The following is a 17917-nucleotide window of genomic DNA, read 5'->3' on the forward strand; positions in this document are numbered from 1 at the left end:
CTTCTGCCGTGACGGCAGTTCCGGGTGCGGGAACCCCGCAATGGGCGCCGGAGGCCTGGATTACAAGGACGCCGTCCTTTCCTCCTGGCCAAGCTGGTGCGCTGGCCGGGCTGTCATTTGCGGCGAAAGACAATATCGATGTAGCGGGCGTGCCCACCACTGCTGCCTGCCCTGCCTTCGCATACACCCCCGTTGCGCACGCCGCCGTGGTGCAAAAGCTGCTCGATGCGGGTGCGCAGCTGCTGGGAAAAACCAACCTGGACCAGTTCGCCTGCGGCCTGAACGGCACGCGCTCACCTTACGGCGCTGTTCCCAATGCGATCAACTCCGCCTATATATCAGGCGGGTCCAGCTCGGGCTCGGCCTACGTGGTGGCGACGGGACAGGCCGACTTTGCGCTGGGCACAGACACCGCGGGCTCGGGACGCGTACCGGCGGGCCTGAACAACATCGTTGGACTCAAGCCCTCCAAAGGCCTGATCAGCACGCGCGGTGTTGTGCCGGCCGCGCAGAGCGTGGACTGCGTATCCATCTTCGCGCGCACCGTGGCCACGGCGGCACGCGTGCTTGAAGCAGCCATGGGCTATGACCCACTGGATCCGTATTCGCGGCAGTTGGTGATGGCCAGCTCAGCTTTGCCGAAAGGCTTTCGCTTCGGTGTGCCCTCGGTGCTGAATTTTTATGGCGATGCGCTGGCCGAACAGGCTTTTGGAGAAGCCACCTTGCGCATGGAGGCGCTGGGCGGCGTGCCCGTCGCCATCAACTTCGCGCCGCTGGCCGAGGCGGCCGCGCTGCTCTATGAAAGCGCGCTGGTGGCCGAACGCTACACCGCCGTGCGCGATTTCTTCGACGCGCATGAAGACGCGGTGATCGAACCGGTGCGCAGCATCATCGGCGCCGGCCGTCAATACAGCGCCGCTGACCTCTTCGCGGCCCAGACTAAGTTGCAAGCACTGGGTCACCAGGCGGCCGCCATGTGGCATGACATTGACGTGCTGCTGTTACCGACCGCGCCCACGCATTACACGTTGCAGGCCATGCAGCGCGACCCCGTCGTGCTGAACCGCCACCTGGGCACGTACACCAACTTCGTCAACCTGCTGGACTATGCGGCCCTCTCCGTGCCCAGCAGCCTGCGGCCTGACGGCCTGCCTTTTGGCATCACGCTGGTAGGACTGGCGGGCAGTGACTGGCAGCTGGCTGAACTGGGCCAGCGCTATCACCATGCCACCGGCCTGCCTCAGGGCGCCTTGAACGAAGCATTGCCCGCACCCGCGGCCTTGCCGGGCATCCAGCCGGCTGGCATTGTCAGGCTGGCCGTCGTGGGCGCGCATCTTTCCGGCATGCCGCTGAACAGCCAACTGACAGCGCGCGGCGCCAGGCTGGTCGGCGCGGCACGTACCGCGCCGGACTATCGCTTTTATGCCCTGCCGGGCACGGTGCCGCCCAAGCCTGGGTTGTTGCGCGTGGCACCCAATGAGGGCGCGGGCATTGCGCTGGAAATCTGGGAGATGCCGGTGCAGCACTACGGCTCTTTCGTCGCGCTGATCCCAGCGCCGCTGGGCATAGGCACGCTGGCGCTGGAGGACGGCGGCAGCATCCAGGGCTTTGTCTGCGAGGCACATGCCGTGCAAGGCGCAGAAGACATCACCCACCTGGGTGGCTGGCGCGCTTACCTCGCATCACTGAAAACAAGCACAACCGCCTGACCTTTCACTCATTTCCATCCACCGCTTATCCATCACCTGCAGGAGCATTCCATGAAGCCCTTTCCCACATCGCAATCCGCCACCTCCGGCCCGGCACGCCGCACGCTGATCAAGGCCACGGCCGCCGGCGCGGCGCTGGGGATGCTGGGCATGCCTGCCATCCTGCGCGCTCAGGGTGGACCGAAAATCCGCATCGGCTACTGGCCCATCGCCGCCGGCCTGCCCTTCTACTCAGCCATAGAGCTGGGCTACTTCAAGGACGCCGGCCTGGACGTCGAGCCGCTGAAGTTCGCAGGCGCGCAGCAGGTGATGGAGGCGGTGCTCTCGGGCCGTGCCGACGGTACCGCCAACGGCACCGGCTCGGCCAACATCGCCATCGGCGAGATTGCCCAGCCAGGCACCTTCAAGATCTTCTGCTCCAACCCCAGCAACGTGAAGAACGTGCTCGACGAGGTCATCGTGCCGGCGGCCAGTCCCGCCAAGGTAATGGCCGACCTCAAAGGCAAGCGGGTCGGTTCCGGCCCCGGCATCCAGAACGTGACGCTGGCCAAGACCGTGCTGGAACGCGGCGGCGCCACCGGCGCGACCGTGGTCGAACTGCCTATCGGCCAGCATGTGGCCGCGCTCGCCGCCGGCCAGATCGACGGTGCCTACACGCTGGAGCCCACCGGCACCATAGGCCGCATGAACGGCACGACCCGTGTGCTTGAGGCCGGCGTGATCGCGCGGTACGTGCTGGGCGACCCGATGGCGCCATGGTTCGGCGGCTCGGCCTCGCTGTCCTCGGACTTCATCAAGAAGAACCCCGATGCCGCGAAAAAATTCGTCGCCGCCTACGGCAAGGGCGTGGCTTACGTGCGCAGCAAATCGGTCGAGGCGCGTCAATACCTCAAAGGCTACACCGCGATTGAAGGTCCGCTGACCGGCGAAGTGCCGCTGGCCGCCTACACCATGTACAACGAATTCACCCCGGCCGACGTCGCGCACTTCCAGAAGTTCTTCGACCTGTTCTCCGAAAAAGGCATCTTCAGCTCGCGCCTCATGGTCGACACCATGCTTTACAAGGGATGAGCAAAATGACCGCCCCTGCAACAGCGGCGTCTGCCGCCAAACCCTGGACGCCTCCTGCCGCGCCGGCGGCCGCCCTGCAGCGCAAACCGGTGCTGGACAAGGCCCTGCCCTTCATCGGCCCGGTGGCACTCTTCATCATCTGGGATCTGGCGGTGCGGCTGGGCTTCATCAAAGCCATCCTGCTGCCACCACCGATCGACGCGCTGGGCGCGCTGCTTAGCGGCCTGGCAGGCGGGCCGCTGCTCAAGGACTTTGCAGTCACCGTGTGGCGAACGGTCCAGGCCTTCATGATCGCCGCCGCCGTCGGCATGCCGCTGGGCGTGCTGCTGGGCAGCAATGAAAAAGCCTACCGCAGCGTGGAGTTCCTGATTGACTTCTTCCGCTCCACCCCGTCTTCAGCGCTGATCCCGCTGTTCCTGATGATCTTCGGCGTGTCGGACATCAACAAGGTCGCGATTGCCGCGTTTGGCGCGCTGCTGATCGTGGTTTTCAACAGCGCCTACGGCGTGATCAACGCGCGCAAGCAGCGCGTGATGGCTGCGAAAGTCATGGGCGCTTCCCGCTGGCAGGTGTTCAAGGACGTGCTGATCTGGGAAAGCCTGCAGCCGAGTTTTGTCGGCCTGCGTTCGGCGGTGTCGATGGCGCTGGTCATCGTCATCGTCGCCGAGATGTTCATCGGCGCCGACACCGGCCTGGGCAACCGCATCATCAACTCGCAGCAGGTCATGAACGTGAAGGACATGTATGCGTCCATACTGGCTGCGGGTGCACTGGGCTATGCGCTGAACATCCTGTTTTTAGTCGCCGAGCGACGCATCGTTCACTGGAGCGGAAGGTGATGTGGCCCCCACGTTCGCTCACTGCGTATAGCTCTCTGCCCCCCGAGGGGGCCGCTGCGCCTGCGGCCTGGCAAAGCCAGTTCCGCGGCCCCTGCTTGAAGGAGAGGACCGCCCGCCTATTCTTCAATTGTGAAACCTGCTGGAGTGCGCCATGTCCGCTGTAATTAACGCCCCTGTCTTCGCCGATGTTCCGGTGCGCGAATTCCAGCCCGGCCCGGCCGGCACGCACATCACCATACGCGGGCTGACCAAGTACTTCGCCGGCTGGCCGCTGTATGAAGACTTCAACCTGGACATCCCCAAGCACAAGATCGTCTCGGTGTTCGGGCCCAACGGTTGCGGCAAGTCCACGCTGATCAACATGATCGCGGGCCTGATCCCCATCGATGCGGGCGAGATCCTGTTCGACGGCAAGTCGCTCAAGGACACCAAGATCGGCTACGTCTTCCAGAACTACCGCGAAGCCATGTTCCCGTGGATGCGCACCATCGACAACATCGCCTACCCGCTCAAGCTCGAAGGCAGGTCCAAGGCGGAAGTCGACAGGCGCATGGCCGAACTCGTGGCCTCCTTCGACGTGAAGTTCGACCTGAACCGCTACCCTTATGAACTCTCGGGCGGCCAGCAACAGACGGCCTCCATCATGCGAGCGCTCGCGCCCAATCCGGAGGTGCTGTTCCTGGACGAGCCGTTCTCGGCGCTGGACTTCGAGATGACGCTGTTCATCCGCGAAAAATTGCAGGAAGTTTTCATGCAGACCGGCACCACGATGCTGCTGGTGTCGCACGACCTCGAAGAGGCCGTCTATCTGGCCGACCAGGTGCTGTTGCTGACCAAGCGCCCGACGCGCGTGGCCGAGATCCTGCCCTACGGCGATGCGCGCCCACGCACGGTGGAAACGCTGTCCGAGGCCAGCTTTATCCGCACCAAAAAACTGAGCCTGGAGATCTTCCAGCGCGAAGTCAGGCGCTGACATGATGACGCCGCCGCAAATAGAGGCTTATGTCGATGCCGCCGCGGCGGCGCTGGGCTTGCCGCTGAGCGCGGAGCATCGGCCCGGCGTTCTGCAATTTTTCGCGCTGGCCGCCGGCTTTGCAGAGCAATTGCAGGCGGTACCGCTGGACGCGCATGACGACCCCGCGACAGTGTTTGTGCCTGTCGAGCTTTCCGTCAAGGCCACCGGATGAGCAACGCCGCCGAATACCTGCGCGGTGACGCAACGTCCATGGCGCACGCCGTGCGCGCGCGAGAAATCAGCGCCGGTGCGCTGGTCGAAGCCAGCCTCGCGCACATCAGCGCCACCAACGGCCGCGTCAACGCGTTTACTGAAGTCACCGCCGCGCGGGCACGGCAACGCGCGGCCCTGCTGGACCGACAACTCGCCGGCGATGCGCCAGGCTTCGCGGAGTTGCCCCTGCTAGGCGTGCCCTTTGCCGTGAAGAACCTCTTCGACATTGAAAGCCTGACCACGCTGGCGGGTTCGGCCATTGAGCGTGGACGGGCGCCCGCCGCGGCCGACGCGCTGCTGGTGCAGCGGCTGGAGGCGGCCGGCGCGGTGTTGGTGGGCGCGCTCAATATGGACGAATACGCCTACGGCTTTACCACCGAAAACAGCCATGCCGGCCCGGCCCGCAACCCGCACGACCTCACGCGCATTGCCGGCGGCTCATCCGGCGGCTCAGGCGCCGCAGTGGCTGCGGGGCAGGTTCCGCTGACGCTGGGCTCGGACACCAATGGCTCCATCCGCGTGCCGGCCTCGCTGTGCGGGGTGTTCGGGCTCAAGCCCACGTTTGGCCGGCTGCCGCGTACTGGCAGCTACCCCTTTATTTCCAGCCTGGATCACCTGGGGCCGTTTGCGCGTTCCGTGCGCGACCTGGCCCTGTCTTATGACCTCATGCAGGGGCCCGAGAAGACGGATCGCCGCGATCCCGGTTGCGCGCAGCGCACCGCCGAGCCGGTATTGCCATCGCTGATGCAAGGGGTGGGTGGATTGCGCGTGGGCGTGCTGGGCGGCTACTTCCAGGCCCATGCCCAGCCACAGGCCTGGGCCGCCGTGCAGCGTGTAGCCCAGGCACTGGGCGCCCGTGAAACGGTGGCGCTGCCGATGGTCGAGGCGGGCCGCGCCGCTGCCTTCCTGATTACCAATGCCGAGGGCGGCGCCTTGCACCTGGACGACCTGCGGCGCCGCGCAGGCGATTTTGAACCCCTGTCGCGGGACCGTTTTCTGGCGGGCAGCCTGCTGCCGGCTGCCTGGATTGACCGCGCCCAGCGCGTACGCCGCCTTTATGCCCAGGCCGTGGCCGGGCTGTTTGAACATTTCGATGTGCTGCTCGCCGCTGCCACCCCTTGCGCCGCCACGCCCATAGGGGCGGAGTGGCTGGAGTTGAACGGCAAACGGATGCCGCTGCGCCCCAGCATGGGTTTGTTGACCCAGCCTTTTTCGTGCATAGGCCTGCCGGTCTGTGCGGTGCCGGTGTGGCCGGATGAGGGCCTGCCCGTGGGCGTGCAGCTCGTCACCGCACCCTGGCGTGAAGACCACGCGCTTCGCGCGGCCGCCGTGCTGGAGGCGGCCGGCATCGCCCGCGCACCGCTGGCTTCGCTGACAATCGGTAAATCATGATCCATGCCATCAACCTGCCCGACGTTCATGCTGAAGTGACGGCTGCGTTTCTTCGCTACGAGGACGCGCTGGTCAATAACAAGGTGGAAGTGCTCGATGAGCTGTTCTGGAACAGCGAGCACACCCTGCGCTATGGCGTCACCGAGAACCTCTACGGCTATGACGCCATTCGTGCTTTTCGCGCGGGGCGCTCCCCACAGGGGCTCGCGCGTGCCTTGCGCGCCACAGTCATCACGACATACGGTCGCGACTTCGCCACGGCCAACACGGAGTTCGCACGTGTGGGCGCCGGCAGGACCGGGCGCCAAAGCCAGACCTGGTTACGCACGCCTGAAGGCTGGCGCGTGGTGGCCGCCCACGTGAGCCTGCTGGCATGAGCCGCACGCCTGCCGCCCCGCCTGTTGCCGGCAATTCCTTTCATTCGCGCGCCGACGAGGCTTATGCCGAACTCAAGCGCGACATCGCCGAATTCAAGCTGGTGCCCGGCGACCGCTTCACCGAAAGCGAAGTCAGCGAGCGCCTGGGTGTGTCGCGTACGCCGGTGCGCCAGGCCTTGTTCCGGCTGCAGCAGGAGGGCTTTGTTGAAGTGTTGTTTCGCAGCGGCTGGCGCGTGTTGCCGTTCGACTTCGACAAGTTCGAACAGCTCTACGACCTGCGCATGGTGCTGGAAACCACCGCGGTGCAGCGCTTGTGCAGCGGCAGCCAGGCGGTCAACACGGCATTGCTCGATGAATTGGCGGCCATCTGGCTGGTGCCTGTGGCCCAGCGCAGTACCGACATGGTGCAGGTCGCACAGTGGGATGAGGCATTTCATTGCGCGTTGGTGGCAGCGGCCGGGAATGCCGAGATGACCCGGGTGCATGGCGACGTCACCGACCGCATCCGCATCATCCGGCGCCTTGACTTCATCAAGCAGCCACGCATTGACGCAACCTACGAGGAGCATGCCAAGATTCTCACGGCGGTGCGCGCCAAGCGCGGCGACCAGGCTGCGATGTTGCTGCGCGCACATATAGAAACCAGCCAGGCCGAGGTGCGGAAAATAACGCTGCACCAGGTGCACCTCGCGCGCCAGATCGGTTCCGGAACATCGCCCAAGACATAAAACGCCCGAAACCGTTGACCAGCGGGCGCAATCAGCTATTAAAAAAGGAGCGAGCTATTAGGCGCGCCCCGCCGGCGGCTCGCCCGCTTATCGTCCCCAGCGCAGCACGAGCGGATCAAGCCGCCTGGCGGTCGCCAGCAGCCCGGCGCGCGTGTCCGGGTGCATGGCCGGAAAAGGATGACGCGGCGCCTCACAGGCGATGACGCCGCCTTCCTTCATCAAGGTCTTGGCGGCCAGCAGCCCCGCCTGGCGGTTTTCGTAATTGATCAGCGGCAGCCATTGCTGGTACAAGGCATAGGCCTTGTCGTGATCTCCGGTGCGGTGCGCCTCGATGATGGGCCGAATGCCATCGGGGTAACCGCCGCCGGTCATGGAACCTGTGGCGCCGGCGTCGAGGTCAGGCAGCAGCGTGATGGCTTCTTCGCCGTCCCAGGGGCCTTCCACCGCGTCGCCTCCCAGACGGATCAGTTCGCGCAGTTTGGAGGCCGCCCCGGCGGTCTCGATCTTGAAATAGGCGACGTGTTCAATCTCACGGGCCATGCGCGCGAGGAAGCAAGCCGAAAGGACGGTACCACTGGCGGGCGCATCCTGGATCATGATGGGAATATTGACCGCATCTGACAGTCGCGCATAGAACTCGTAAATCTGCGGCTCGCTCACGCGGAAGGTGGCCCCGTGATACGGCGGCATGACCATCAGCATGGCGGCACCCATGTCCTGCGCCCGGCGGCTGCGCTCGGCGCAGACCTTGGTGCCGTAGTGGGTGGTCGTCACGATGACCGGCACGCGGCCGGCCACATGTTCGAGGACGGTACGGGTCAGGGTTTCACGCTCTTCGTCCGAAAGCACGAATTGCTCGGAGAAGTTGGCCAGGATGCAGATGCCGTCGGAGCCGGCATCGATCATGAAGTCGATGCAGCGTTTCTGGCTTTCAAGGTCCAGTTCGCCGGTTTCGGTGAAGGTGGTGGGGGCGACGGGAAAGATGCCGCGGTAACGCGGCTGGCGGAGCGTGTTCATGGGAGCTGGATCAGGTTGAATAAATTTCAGTAGTTCTCTGCTTGAGCGATTTAATGGGAGTGCCGGGGAACTTCAGAGCCGCGGCAGCCGACCAGAAAATCGAAATCACAGCCCTCGTCGGCTTGCAGCACGTGGTCGACATACAGGCGCTGGTAGCCGCCCCGCATGCCTGCGGGGGCCTTGTCCAGAGCGGCGAGGCGTTCTGCCAGCTCCGCATCGCTGATGTCCAGGTGCAGGCGGCCTGCATCGCAATCGAGCTCGATCCAGTCGCCGTCGCGCACCGCTGCAAGTGGCCCGCCTGCCGCTGCTTCTGGCGCCACATGCAGCACGACAGTGCCGTAAGCGGTGCCGCTCATGCGCGCGTCGGAGATTCGCACCATGTCTTTGACACCCTGGCGCAGCAGCTTGGGCGGCAGACCCATATTGCCGACTTCGGCCATACCCGGATAGCCCTTGGGGCCGCAGTTCTTCATCACCATCACACAGCTGGCATCGATGTCGAGCGTCTCGTCGACGATGCGCTCCTTGTAGTGCTCGAGGTTCTCGAACACCACCGCGCGGCCGCGGTGCTTGAGCAGCTCCGGCGACGCTGCGGAGGGCTTGAGCACGGCGCCACGCGGCGCCAGGTTGCCGCGCAGGATGCAAATGCCGCCGTCGGCGATCAAGGGGTTGTCAAGGGGGCGGATCACTTCATCGTTGTACTGCGGGGCCTCCCGCACGTTGTCCCATAGCGACCGGCCATTGACGGTGAGCGCGTTGGGATGCGGCAGCAAGCTGTTTTCACCCAGGCGGCGCAACACGGCGGGCAGGCCGCCGGCATAGTAGAACTCTTCCATCAGGAAACGGCCTGACGGCTGCAGGTCGACGATGGTAGGCGTGTTGCGGCCAGTACGCGTCCAGTCTTCCAGGTTCAGCTGCACGCCCATGCGGCCGGCAATGGCCTTGAGGTGAATCACCGCGTTGGTGGAGCCGCCGATCGCCGCGTTGACGCGGATCGCATTTTCGAACGCTTCGCGCGTGAGGATTTTCGACAGTGTCAGGCCTTCACGGGCCATCTCGACAGCGCGCGCACCTGACATCTGTGCCAACACATAACGGCGGGCATCCACCGCGGGAATGGCAGCGTTGTGCGGCAAAGAGGTACCCAGCGCTTCGGCCATGCAGGCCATGGTGGAGGCCGTGCCCATGGTGTTGCAGGTGCCGGCTGAGCGCGACATGCCACCCTCGGCTGCCAGGAACTGGTGCAGCTGGATTTCCCCCGCTTTCAGTGACTCGTGCAACTGCCACACAGCGGTGCCCGAGCCGATGTTTTTTCCTTCAAGCTTGCCGTTGAGCATGGGCCCGCCCGTCACCACGATGGCGGGAATGTCGCAACTCGCTGCTCCCATCAAGAGCGCCGGTGTGGTCTTGTCGCAGCCGGTGAGCAGCACCACAGCGTCAATCGGGTTGCCGCGAATCGCTTCTTCGACGTCCATGCTGGCGAGATTGCGCGTGAGCATGGCCGTGGGCCGCAAGTTCGACTCGCCGTTCGAGAACACCGGGAATTCAACAGGAAAGCCACCCGCTTCTGAAATGCCGCGCTTCACATGTTCTGCGATCTTGCGGAAGTGGGCATTGCAGGGTGTGAGTTCCGACCAGGTATTGCAGATGCCGATGATGGGACGTCCGTCGAACTCATGGTCAGGGATACCCTGGTTCTTCATCCAGCTGCGGTACATGAAGCCGTTTTTATCGGCAGAGCCGAACCACTCGGTGGAACGCAGTTTTCGTTTGGTGTTTGTCATGAGAGGTCTGTCAATTAATTTCAGGAGATTTGGTTCGGCGGCTCGTCAGCAGGCGCTGTAGCAGGCAGAAAACGAACAGCAGAGCACCGACAACAATGCGGGTCCACCAGGAGCTCAGGGTGCCGTCGAAGGAAATCAGTGTCTGGATGATCCCCAGCATCAGCACGCCGAACAGCGTACCGGCGACATAACCCACGCCGCCGGTGAGCAATGTGCCGCCAATAACCACCGCGGCAATAGCGTCGAGTTCCATGCCGACAGCATGCAAGCCATAGCCCGAGAGCATGTAGAAAGTGAAAACCACACCTGCCAGTGCCGAGCAAAAACCGGAGAGCGTATACACCCCTACCAGAGTGGCCCTTACCGGCAGGCCCATCAGCACCGCCGACTGTTCGCTTCCGCCAATCGCGTAAACAGTGCGGCCAAATGACGTGCAGTGTGCAATGAATATCGCTGCCAACAGCACTGCAACGGCGATCACCGCACCCACGGAGAGTGAGGCGCCTTCCCACAGGGAAACCCGCCACTGCGAGATCTCTGAATAAAACTCGTTGGTCATGCTGATCGAGTCAACGCTGATCAGGTAGCACAGGCCACGTGCGAGAAACATGCCGGCCAGCGTCACGATGAAAGGCTGCAGGCGGAAACGCTCAATCAGAAAGCCCATGAAAGCGCCGAAGGCCGCGCCCATGGCGAGCACCAGCGGAATGACCACGGCCGGGCTCCAGCCGCGGTGTTCCACCAGCGAAGCGGAAACCATGGTGGTCAGCGCAATCACCGAACCGACGGACAGGTCGATGCCACCGGAAAGAATGACGAAAGTCATGCCCACCGCGACGACGATCAGGAAAGCGTTGTCAACCAGCAGGTTGAGGAAGACCTGTGCCGAAAAGAAACCGCTGTAGAGCACCGAGCCTATGGTCGCCATGGCCACGAACAGGGAAATGGTCGCCGCCAGCGGCAGGTACTTGGGGTTGAAGCGAGACACTGCCGAACGCCCCGACTGTGTGGGCATGCGCGCTGCAGCCACGGGTTTGGCCACGGCGCCGCTCATGACAGCATCTCACGCGCTGCCGGCCGGCGCACCCAGGTGCCGACCTGGACCCGAAACTCCGGCGATTGCAGCAGCATCACGACAAACACCACCGCGGCCTTGACCACCAGATTGATCTCGGGCGGAACGCCGAGAGAGTAGATGGCGTAAGTCAGGGTCTGGATGATCAGGGCGCCGATCACACTGCCCACCAGGCTGAAGCGCCCGCCGGTAAGGGCGGTCCCGCCCAGCGTCACGGCCAGGATGGCGTCGAGCTCGAGCAACTGGCCAGCATTGTTGCCGTCGGCGCTTTTGACGTTGGAGCTGATCAACAATCCGGCAATGCCGGCACACACGCCGCAAAAGGCGTAAGCGGCAACGATCAGCCGCCGGGCCTGTATCCCGGCCACGCGGGCTGCTGTCGGGTTGATACCGACTGCCTGGACGAACAGGCCCAGGGCGGTACGCGTCACAGTCAGATAAAGCGCAACGAACACCGTTGCAGCAATGAACAGCGAGAACGGCAAGCCCAGGAGGTAGCCGCCGCCCAGGAAAAAGAAGGGGGCGTAATAGATGGTGATGATCTGCCCGTCGGTGATCAGCTGTGCGATACCGCGGCCCGCCACCATGAGGATCAGCGTGGCAATGATCGGTTGCATGCCGACCCTGGCAACCAGCAGGCCATTCCACAGCCCGCACAGGAATGCGATGCCCAGCGCTGCCAGAATCGCGAGCGGCATCGGGAACCGGCTCACACTTCCCGTGACCGAGCCGCCTATCATCCAGGCGGCCACGGCGGCTGCGATGGCTACCACCGCGCCTACAGAAATGTCGATTCCGCGCGTGGCGATCACCATCGTCATGCCCAGCGACACCAGCACCAGCGGCGCCGCCCGGTTGAGAATGTCGATCAGGCTCCCGTAGAGATGGCCGTCACGCCATTCGATGTGCAGGAAACTGGCGTTGAAAACCGTGTTCACGGCCAGCAGCAGCGCCAGCGTCAGCAATGGCCAGGCCAGCCGATGCTGCATGGCTGTGGTCAGCGGCGACGGGTGGTGTTTCTCTTCAGGCATGTTCAGCTGCAATCAGTTCATAGACCGTGTCTTCGCTGCTGCCTGCCGGCAGTTCTCCCACCTTGCGGCGGTCACGCAGCACCACGATGCGGTGCGCCACGCGAACCACCTCGCTCATTTCGGAAGAGATGAAAATCACCGCCATGCCAGCCTCTGCCAGGCGCAGGATCTGCTCCATGATTTCCTGCTTGGCGGCCACGTCGATACCGCGCGTGGGTTCATCGAGAATCAGCAGGCGCGGTTCGGTCGCGAGCCAGCGCGCGATCATGGCTTTTTGCTGGTTACCGCCTGACAGCAGGCCGATGGGCGTGTCCACGCTGGCAGTCTTGATGCCCATTGCCTGGACAAAGCGTTCGGCCAGCGCGGTTTGCTCGGCCCGCGACAAAAACCGGCGCATGCCGATGCGGGCCTGCAACGCCAGCGCAATGTTTTCCCGGACCGAGAGCTCGGCCACGATGCCATCGGTCTTGCGCTCCTCGGGGCACAGGGCCAGCCCATGCCGGATCGCATCGGCGGGGTTGGAGAAAGCAACCGTTTGACCATTGATCCTGAGCACGCCGCGGTCTGGCGTCTCCAGCCCAAACAGCAGGCGCGCCAGCTCCGTGCGGCCCGCACCCAACAGGCCTGCCAGGCCCACCACCTCGCCGGCGCGCACGCGGAAATCCACAGCCTGCAGCTGGCCGGCCTGACCCAGGCCTTCTGCTTGCAGAAGTGCCGGCACTGCATCATCAAACGCAGGGGCTACCGCGGCACCGGCGGACTGCGCGGCCAGCTCCCGGCCAAGCATGGCCGCAATCAATGCCTGCGGTCCCAGTTCGCTGGCGCGCCATTCGCCTACCCAGCTACCGTTGCGCAGCACAGTGATGCGATCCGACACCGCATAGACCTGGTTCAGGAAATGGGTGACAAAGACGATGGCAAGTCCGTCGTCGCGCAAGCGGCGCAGCACCTCAAAGAGCTTTTGGACCTCGTCATCGTCCAGGCTGGAAGTCGGTTCATCAAGGATCAGCACTTTCGATTCAATGCTGATGGCCCGCGCGATGGCGACAAGCTGCTGCACCGCGACCGGATAGCTGGACAACAGGCGCGTCACGTCGATGTCCAGGCCGATGCGCGCGACCAGTTCCCGCGCTCGGCGGTTCACCAGGGCCCAATCGATGCGGTACCCCTGTGCCAGGCCGCATCGCGGGTAGCGGCCGGCAAAAATGTTTTCAGCCACAGAGAGATTGGGGCAGAGATTGACTTCCTGGTAGACCGTGCTGATACCCAGGCGTTGCGCGGCCAGGGGCGAGCCCGGCCACACAGGTTTTCCCGCCAGTTGCATCTGGCCGCCGCTGGCTTCAAGCACGCCGGTCAGCACCTTGATCAAGGTTGACTTGCCCGCACCGTTTTGCCCCATCAAGGCGTGTATTTCGCCAGGGTAAAGGCGTAACCGCACATCACGCAACGCGGCGATGCCTGCAAACTGTTTATGGATCCCCGCAAGCTCAAGTACGGGAACGGTATCGGCTGGGGTCACGGAGCGGCCTCCGCGCCATGCGCAGCGGTATGTCTCTCGGGAGCGGCCGGGTGGTTCATGCCTTGTTCTTGTTGTAGACGTCAACAAATACAGCGGCCAGCAACACCACGCCCTTGATGACCTGCTGGTAATCGATGCCGATGCCCAGGATGGACATGCCGTTGTTCATCACGCCCATGACAAACGCGCCGATCACCGCGCCCATGACCTTGCCGACACCACCCGAAGCCGAAGCCCCGCCGATAAAGCAGGCGGCGATGACGTCGAGCTCAAAGCCCAGGCCGGCTTTGGGTGTGGCGGTGTTCAGGCGCGCGGCGAACACAAGGCCCGCCAGCGCCGCCAGCACACCCATGTTCACGAAGGTATAAAAAGCCAGTCGCTCGGTCTTGATGCCCGAGAGTTTGGCGGCTTTTTCATTGCCGCCGAGCGCATAAACGCGCCGCCCGATGGTGGTGCGGCTGGTGATGAAGTGGAACAGGAAAATCAGCGCAGCCATTACGATCAGCACGTTCGGCAGCCCCCTGTAGGAAGCCAGCAGGTAGCTGAAATAGATCAGGAGCGCCGAGAACATCGCGGTTTTGACGAAGAAAATGGCAGCGGGCTCAGCCTGGATGCCGTGCTTGAGCTGTTTGGCCCGTGCGCGTATGCCGGCCACGGCGAGTATGGCGGCCAGCGCCACGCCCAGCAGCAGCGAGGTCATGCGCAGGCCTTCGCTGCCCAGCAGGTCGGGCATGAAGCCCGAGCTCAGCATCTGGAATGAATCCGGAAAGGGGCCGACCGACTGGCCCTGGAGCAATGCCAGCGCCAGGCCCTTGAACACCAGCATGCCGGCCAGCGTGACAATAAAAGAAGGGATGCGGAAGAAGGCGACAAACCAGCCCTGGACCCCGCCTATCAGCGCGCCGCAGAGCAGGCACACCAGCGAGGCCGGCACGAAATGCCAGCCGTACTCCACCATCAGCACGGCTGCCAGCGCGCCTATGAATCCGCACACCGAACCGACCGACAGGTCGATATGCCCCGCCACGATCACCATCAGCATGCCCAGCGCCATGATGACGATGTAGCTGTTCTGCAGGACCAGGTTGGTGAGGTTGAGGGGCTGCATGAGCGTGCCCTCGGTCATGTACTGGAAGAACACCATGATGGCCACCAGCGTGATCAGCATGCCGTACTCGCGGAAGTTGTGCTTCAGGTAGTCGAGTGGCGATTTCTGGTGAGCGGCCGTCACATCGGTGCGGGCAGCGGTAGCATTCTGGGGGGGGGTCATCTGGCTCATGTCAGTCATTCGTTGTGTGGTGCGCACCTGCAGCCGTTGAGGCCGGCGTGACCCAGGCCAGGGCCATCGCGGAACCGGCTTCGCCGGGCCGCAGGTGGCGCCCCCTTGAGGGTGGAGCGCCGGAGGCGCTTCGGGGGGGAGTTTTCATTTCAGCTGGCTTTCATGATCGCGCGCATGATCTTTTCCTGGGAGGCCTGGGCCGTCGGCATTTCGGCGATGAAACGGCCTTCGTTCATGACGTAGATGCGGTCCGTCATGCCCAGCAATTCGGGCATTTCCGAGGAAATCATGATGATGCATTTCCCTTCGGCCGCGAGCTGGGCCATCAGGGTGTAAATCTCGTACTTGGCGCCCACGTCGATGCCGCGCGTGGGCTCGTCGAGGATGAGCACTTCAGGGCTGGTGAACAGCCATTTCCCGAGCACCACTTTTTGTTGGTTTCCGCCCGAGAGGTTGAGGACTTTCTGGCCAACGCTGGAGCACCTGATGCGGAGTTTTTCGCGGTAGCTTTGCGCGACCTGGTATTCGCGGCCGCTGTCGATGACGGCAGCGCTTGAGACGCCCTTGAGGTTGGCCAGCGAGACGTTGAACTGGATGTCTTCGTTCAGAACCAGCCCGTTACCCTTGCGGTCTTCGGTCACATAGGCCAGGCCGTGGCGGACAGCTTTCTCCACGCTGCCCACGTCGACGGACTGGCCGTTGAGCAGGACCTCGCCGCTGATGCGGCGCCCCCATGAACGGCCGAAGATGCTCATGGCGAGCTCCGTGCGCCCCGCACCCATCAGCCCGGCAATGCCGACGATTTCACCGCGCCGCACCTGCAGGTTGACGCCCTTGATGAACTGCCTGTCGGTGTGCAGCGGGTGGTAGACGCTCCAGTCGCGCACTTCAAACACGGTTTCGCCGATCCGCGGCTCGCGCGGCGGGTAGCGGTCGGCCATCTCGCGGCCCACCATGCCGCGAATCACACGGTCTTCGCTGATGGGTTCGGCGGCGCGGCAGTCCAGCGTTTCCACGGTACTGCCGTCGCGCAGGATGGTGATGGCGTCCGCCACGCGTGAAATTTCGTTGAGCTTGTGCGAAATAAGAATGCAGGTGATGCCCTGGCCCTTGAGCTCCAGCAGCAGGTCCAGCAGCGCCTGGCTGTCACCCTCGTTGAGGCTGGCGGTCGGTTCATCGAGGATGAGCAGCTTGACCTGCCGGGACAGGGCCTTGGCGATTTCCACCAATTGCTGCTTGCCCACGCCGATGTCGGTGACCAGCGTGGCCGGTGATTCCTTGAGCCCTACTTTTTTCAGCAGGGCCTGCGTCTTGCTGTGGGCAGCCATCCAGTCGATGACACCCCTCGTGGCGGTTTCGTTGCCAAGAAATATGTTTTCTGCGATGGACAGCAGCGGCACCAGCGCCAGCTCCTGGTGAATGATGATGACACCCAGCTGTTCGCTGTCATGGATGCCAAGAAATTGACGCTCCTGTCCTTCGTAGACGATGTCGCCGCTGTAGGAACCGTGGGGATAGACCCCGGAGAGCACCTTCATCAAGGTCGATTTGCCCGCGCCGTTTTCGCCGACGATGGCATGGATCTCACCGGCGCGCACGCGCAGGTTGACCTTGTTCAGCGCGACCACCCCCGGAAAGGTCTTGCGGATGTCGCGCATCTCGAGAATCGTTTCCAACGCCTGTCCTTCGATACAAAAAAAAACAAACCAGTACAAAGGTGATTGACACCCGAAAGCGTCAACAGTCCCGTGCCTTGCGGCACGGGACGTCCTGCTTTCCGATCAGGCTTACTTGATCTGCGATTCCTTGTAGTAACCGCTGCCTATCAGCACCTGGTTCCAGTTGGATGCGTCAACAGCCACCGGCTTGAGCAGGTAAGAGGGCACCACTTTCACGCCGTTGTTGTAAGTCTTGGTGTCATTGATCTCGGGCTGCTTGCCGGAGAGCATGGCGTCCACCATGTTGGCCGTCACCTTGGCCAGCTCGCGCGTGTCCTTGAAAACGGTCGAGTACTGCTCACCCTTCAGGATGGATTTCACCGAAGGAATTTCGGCGTCCTGGCCGCTGACCACGGGGCAGGGCTGCTGCGCCGTGCAGTAACCGACGCCCTTGAGCGAGGACAGGATGCCGATGGACAGGCCGTCATAGGGCGACAGGACTGCGTGAACCTTCTCCTTGCCGTAGTAGGCCGACAGCAGGTTGTCCATGCGTGCCTGTGCGACCGCACCGTCCCAGCGCAGCGTGCCTACCTTGTTCATGCCCATCTGCTTGCTGCGCACCACCAGCTTGCCGCTGTCGATGTAGGGCTTGAGCACGCTCATGGCACCGTCGTAGAAGAAAAACGCATTGTTGTCGTCAGGCGAGCCGCCGAAAAGCTCGATGTTGAAAGGCCCTTTGCCCTGCTTCAGGCCCAGCTTGTCGACAATTGAGGTGGCCTGCAGCACGCCAACCTGGAAGTTGTCGAAGGTGGCGTAGTAATCCACGTTCTTCGATCCCTTGATCAGGCGGTCGTAGGCAATGACCTTGACGCCTTTGTCCGCCGCATTTTGCAGTGCCTTGGACAAGGTCGTGCCGTCGATGGAGGCAATCACCAGCACCTTCACGCCCTTGGTGATCATGTTCTCGATCTGGGCGAGCTGGTTCGGGATGTCGTCATCGGCATATTGCAGGTCGGTCTTGTAGCCGCGCTCCTTGAGCACCTTGACCATGTTGTCGCCGTCGGCGATCCAGCGGGCCGAGGACTTGGTCGGCATCGAGATGCCGATGCTGCCCTTGTCCTGCGCCTGCGCGAGCGGTGCGACACCCACGGCGCCCAAGACCATCCCGGCCAGCAAAGTTTTCAGAAAAGTACGTTTCATGAATTGTCTC

Annotated in this window: 16 protein-coding genes; 8 read left to right on the forward strand and 8 right to left on the reverse strand. The window is 63.3% G+C overall.

Going from position 1 to position 17917, the window contains the following annotated elements; genetic code table 11:
- Nucleotides 1-8 precede the first annotated feature (8 nt).
- The 8 genes from atzF to AC1D0Z_RS01280 all read left to right on the forward strand — a co-directional run bounded on the left by atzF (nucleotide 9) and on the right by AC1D0Z_RS01280 (nucleotide 7344).
- Nucleotides 9-1709 carry an allophanate hydrolase gene (atzF, locus tag AC1D0Z_RS01245; protein WP_477656432.1) on the forward strand — a complete coding sequence of 567 codons (1701 nt, stop codon included), beginning with the start codon at nucleotides 9-11 and terminating at the stop codon, nucleotides 1707-1709.
- A 51-nt stretch (nucleotides 1710-1760) separates the two neighbouring features.
- Nucleotides 1761-2780, forward strand: a complete 1020-nt coding sequence (locus tag AC1D0Z_RS01250; RefSeq protein WP_477656433.1) for an ABC transporter substrate-binding protein — start codon at nucleotides 1761-1763, stop codon at nucleotides 2778-2780.
- Complete coding sequence (locus tag AC1D0Z_RS01255) at nucleotides 2777-3619, forward strand: ABC transporter permease (protein WP_477656434.1); 843 nt, start codon at nucleotides 2777-2779, stop codon at nucleotides 3617-3619. Before AC1D0Z_RS01250 ends, AC1D0Z_RS01255 begins: the two co-directional genes overlap by 4 nt.
- A gap of 151 nt (nucleotides 3620-3770) precedes the next feature.
- Nucleotides 3771-4592, forward strand: coding sequence for an ABC transporter ATP-binding protein (locus AC1D0Z_RS01260; RefSeq protein WP_477656435.1), 822 nt, complete (start codon nucleotides 3771-3773; stop codon nucleotides 4590-4592).
- Between the two features lie 4 nt (nucleotides 4593-4596).
- On the forward strand, nucleotides 4597-4806 hold the full coding sequence (locus AC1D0Z_RS01265) for a DUF4089 domain-containing protein (protein WP_477656436.1): 210 nt from the start codon (nucleotides 4597-4599) through the stop codon (nucleotides 4804-4806).
- Nucleotides 4803-6239, forward strand: coding sequence for an AtzE family amidohydrolase (locus AC1D0Z_RS01270; protein ID WP_477656437.1), 1437 nt, complete (start codon nucleotides 4803-4805; stop codon nucleotides 6237-6239). The genes AC1D0Z_RS01265 and AC1D0Z_RS01270 overlap by 4 nt, the downstream gene beginning before the upstream one ends.
- Nucleotides 6236-6616, forward strand: coding sequence for an oxalurate catabolism protein HpxZ (hpxZ, locus tag AC1D0Z_RS01275; RefSeq protein WP_477656438.1), 381 nt, complete (start codon nucleotides 6236-6238; stop codon nucleotides 6614-6616). Before AC1D0Z_RS01270 ends, hpxZ begins: the two co-directional genes overlap by 4 nt.
- Nucleotides 6613-7344, forward strand: a complete 732-nt coding sequence (locus tag AC1D0Z_RS01280; protein ID WP_477656439.1) for a GntR family transcriptional regulator — start codon at nucleotides 6613-6615, stop codon at nucleotides 7342-7344. Before hpxZ ends, AC1D0Z_RS01280 begins: the two co-directional genes overlap by 4 nt.
- An 87-nt stretch (nucleotides 7345-7431) precedes the next feature.
- Here the strand turns inward: AC1D0Z_RS01280 and AC1D0Z_RS01285 are convergent, their stop codons facing one another.
- The 8 genes from AC1D0Z_RS01285 to chvE form a co-directional block, all read right to left on the reverse strand.
- The gene (locus AC1D0Z_RS01285; protein ID WP_477656440.1) at nucleotides 7432-8361 is read right to left on the reverse strand and encodes a dihydrodipicolinate synthase family protein; all 930 of its coding nucleotides are present in this window, start codon (nucleotides 8359-8361) and stop codon (nucleotides 7432-7434) included.
- Between the two features lie 50 nt (nucleotides 8362-8411).
- The gene (locus tag AC1D0Z_RS01290) at nucleotides 8412-10145 is read right to left on the reverse strand and encodes an IlvD/Edd family dehydratase (RefSeq protein ID WP_477656441.1); all 1734 of its coding nucleotides are present in this window, start codon (nucleotides 10143-10145) and stop codon (nucleotides 8412-8414) included.
- A 10-nt stretch (nucleotides 10146-10155) separates the two neighbouring features.
- Nucleotides 10156-11160, reverse strand: coding sequence for a galactofuranose ABC transporter, permease protein YjfF (gene yjfF, locus AC1D0Z_RS01295; protein ID WP_477656491.1), 1005 nt, complete (start codon nucleotides 11158-11160; stop codon nucleotides 10156-10158).
- Between the two features lie 35 nt (nucleotides 11161-11195).
- Nucleotides 11196-12251: an ABC transporter permease gene (locus AC1D0Z_RS01300; protein WP_477656442.1), complete on the reverse strand. Its 1056-nt coding sequence runs from the start codon at nucleotides 12249-12251 to the stop codon at nucleotides 11196-11198.
- Nucleotides 12244-13770 carry a sugar ABC transporter ATP-binding protein gene (locus AC1D0Z_RS01305; protein WP_477656443.1) on the reverse strand — a complete coding sequence of 509 codons (1527 nt, stop codon included), beginning with the start codon at nucleotides 13768-13770 and terminating at the stop codon, nucleotides 12244-12246. Before AC1D0Z_RS01305 ends, AC1D0Z_RS01300 begins: the two co-directional genes overlap by 8 nt.
- 55 nt (nucleotides 13771-13825) lie before the next feature.
- Nucleotides 13826-15049, reverse strand: coding sequence for a multiple monosaccharide ABC transporter permease (gene mmsB, locus AC1D0Z_RS01310; RefSeq protein ID WP_477656444.1), 1224 nt, complete (start codon nucleotides 15047-15049; stop codon nucleotides 13826-13828).
- A 149-nt stretch (nucleotides 15050-15198) separates the two neighbouring features.
- Entirely contained in the window at nucleotides 15199-16707 is a 1509-nt protein-coding gene (gene mmsA, locus AC1D0Z_RS01315) for a multiple monosaccharide ABC transporter ATP-binding protein (RefSeq protein WP_477656492.1), read from the reverse strand.
- A gap of 129 nt (nucleotides 16708-16836) precedes the next feature.
- Nucleotides 16837-17907: a multiple monosaccharide ABC transporter substrate-binding protein gene (gene chvE, locus AC1D0Z_RS01320; protein WP_477656445.1), complete on the reverse strand. Its 1071-nt coding sequence runs from the start codon at nucleotides 17905-17907 to the stop codon at nucleotides 16837-16839.
- Between the last annotated feature and the right edge of the window lie 10 nt (nucleotides 17908-17917).

Source organism: Polaromonas sp. P1_E3, assembly GCF_056405935.1.